The sequence below is a fragment of the Paenibacillus sp. NRS-1781 genome (assembly GCF_050467745.1).
Taxonomy (GTDB): domain Bacteria; phylum Bacillota; class Bacilli; order Paenibacillales; family Paenibacillaceae; genus Paenibacillus; species Paenibacillus terrae_A.
Genome location: NZ_JBITPI010000064.1, coordinates 1 through 3012 on the forward strand (window position 1 = coordinate 1; position 3012 = coordinate 3012).

Genomic DNA, 3012 nt, shown 5'->3' on the forward strand with positions numbered 1-3012 from the left:
TTAGGATAAGCCCTCGACCGATTAGTATTGGTCAGCTCCATGCATTACTGCACTTCCACCCCCAACCTATCTACCTCGTCGTCTTCAAGGGGTCTTACTATTTGGGAAATCTCATCTTGAGGGGGGCTTCACGCTTAGATGCTTTCAGCGCTTATCCCTTCCGTACATAGCTACCCAGCGGTGCTCCTGGCGGAACAACTGGTACACCAGCGGTACGTCCATCCCGGTCCTCTCGTACTAAGGACAGCTCCTCTCAAATTTCCTACGCCCACGACAGATAGGGACCGAACTGTCTCACGACGTTCTGAACCCAGCTCGCGTACCGCTTTAATGGGCGAACAGCCCAACCCTTGGGACCTACTTCAGCCCCAGGATGCGATGAGCCGACATCGAGGTGCCAAACCTCCCCGTCGATGTGGACTCTTGGGGGAGATAAGCCTGTTATCCCCAGGGTAGCTTTTATCCGTTGAGCGATGGCCCTTCCATGCGGTACCACCGGATCACTAAGCCCGACTTTCGTCCCTGCTCGACTTGTAGGTCTCGCAGTCAAGCTCCCTTCTGCCTTTGCACTCTTCGAATGATTTCCAACCATTCTGAGGGAACCTTGGGGCGCCTCCGTTACTCTTTAGGAGGCGACCGCCCCAGTCAAACTGCCCACCTGACACTGTCCTCGCACCGGATCACGGTACCAAGTTAGAACCTAGATACGATCAGGGTGGTATCCCAAGGATGCCTCCTCTCAAGCTGGCGCTCAAGGATCAACGGCTCCCACCTATCCTGTACAGATCGTACCCAAATTCAATATCAAGCTGCAGTAAAGCTCCATGGGGTCTTTCCGTCTTGTCGCGGGTAACCTGCATCTTCACAGGTATTAAAATTTCACCGGATCTCTCGTTGAGACAGCGCCCAAGTCGTTACGCCATTCGTGCGGGTCAGAATTTACCTGACAAGGAATTTCGCTACCTTAGGACCGTTATAGTTACGGCCGCCGTTTACTGGGGCTTCGGTTCATAGCTTCGCTTGCGCTAACCACTCCCCTTAACCTTCCAGCACCGGGCAGGCGTCAGCCCGTATACTTCGCCTTACGGCTTCGCACAGACCTGTGTTTTTGCTAAACAGTCGCTTGGGCCTTTTCACTGCGGCCCCCTCGGGCTATTCACCCTACCGAGGCACCCCTTCTCCCGAAGTTACGGGGTCATTTTGCCGAGTTCCTTAACGAGAGTTCTTCCGCGCGCCTTAGAATTCTCTTCTCGCCTACCTGTGTCGGTTTGCGGTACGGGCACCTTCTCCTGGCTAGAGGCTTTTCTTGGCAGTCTGAGATCATGACCTTCGCTACTGTAATTTTCGCTCCCCATCACAGCCCAGCCTTACGATGTGCGGATTTGCCTACACACCAGCCTCACTGCTTAGACGGACATCCATCAGTCCGCGTCACTACCCTACTGCGTCACCCCATCGCTCATAACGGATTACGGTGGTACAGGAATTTCGACCTGTTGTCCTTCGACTACGCCTTTCGGCCTCGCCTTAGGTCCCGACTTACCCTGAGCGGACGAACCTTCCTCAGGAACCCTTAGGCTTTCGGCGGATCTGATTCTCACAGATCTTTTCGTTACTCATACCGGCATTCTCACTTGAATGCAGTCCAGCGCTCCTTACGGTACACCTTCTACCCGCATTCAACGCTCCCCTACCCCTGATGCATTGCATCAAGCCATAGCTTCGGTGGCGTGTTTAGCCCCGTTACATTTTCGGCGCAGAGTCACTCGACCAGTGAGCTATTACGCACTCTTTCAATGGTGGCTGCTTCTAAGCCAACATCCTGGTTGTCTGTGCAACTCCACATCCTTTCCCACTTAACACACACTTGGGGACCTTAGCTGATGGTCTGGGCTGTTTCCCTTTCGACAATGGATCTTAGCACTCACTGTCTGACTCCCGGAACCAAGTCTATGGCATTCGGAGTTTGACTGAGCTTGGTAACCCTTGCGGGCCCCGCACCCAATCAGTGCTCTACCTCCACGACTCTTATTCCGAGGCTAGCCCTAAAGCTATTTCGGGGAGAACCAGCTATCTCCGGGTTCGATTGGAATTTCTCCGCTACCCCCACCTCATCCCCGCATTTTTCAACATGCGTGGGTTCGGGCCTCCAGTGCGTGTTACCGCACCTTCACCCTGGACAGGGGTAGATCACCCGGTTTCGGGTCTACGTCCACGTACTCAAGATCGCCCTATTCAGACTCGCTTTCGCTACGGCTACAGTTTTTCACCTTAACCTTGCACGGGAACGTAACTCGCCGGTTCATTCTACAAAAGGCACGCCATCACCCATAAATAGGGCTCTGACTTCTTGTAAGCACACGGTTTCAGGATCTATTTCACTCCCCTTCCGGGGTGCTTTTCACCTTTCCCTCACGGTACTGCTTCACTATCGGTCGCCAGGGAGTATTTAGCCTTGGCAGATGGTCCTGCCGGATTCATACGGGGTTTCACGTGCCCCGCACTACTCGGGATCCGTCTCGGAGGGAACAGGTTTTGAACTACAGGGCTTTTACCTTCTCTGGCGGGCCTTTCCAGACCTCTTCATCTAACCGGTTCCTTTGTAACTCCATGTGAGACGTCCCACAACCCCAAGGAGCAAGCTCCTTGGTTTGGGCTAATCCGCGTTCGCTCGCCGCTACTGACGGAATCACTATTGTTTTCTCTTCCTCAGGGTACTTAGATGTTTCAGTTCCCCTGGTATGCCTCTGTTCTGCCTATGTATTCAGCAGAAAGTGACTGTCGATGAAGACAGCCGGGTTTCCCCATTCGGACATCCCCGGATCAAAGCTTGCTTACAGCTCCCCGAGGCTTTATCGTTGTTCGCCACGTCCTTCGTCGGCTCCTGGCGCCTAGGCATCCTCCGTGTGCTCTTTGTAGCTTAACCTAGCATTTACAAAGTAAATGCGATTCGCTTTGCATGTCGGTTCAACACTTACGTGTGAATGAAATACAAAACAGCTACCTTTATTT

At 53.3% G+C, this 3012-nt stretch carries 1 rRNA gene; it reads right to left on the reverse strand.

The annotated features are described in order from the left end of the window. Position 1 precedes the first annotated feature (1 nt). A 23S ribosomal RNA gene (locus ACIFO6_RS21830) occupies positions 2-2926 on the reverse strand. Positions 2927-3012: the final 86 nt, after the last annotated feature.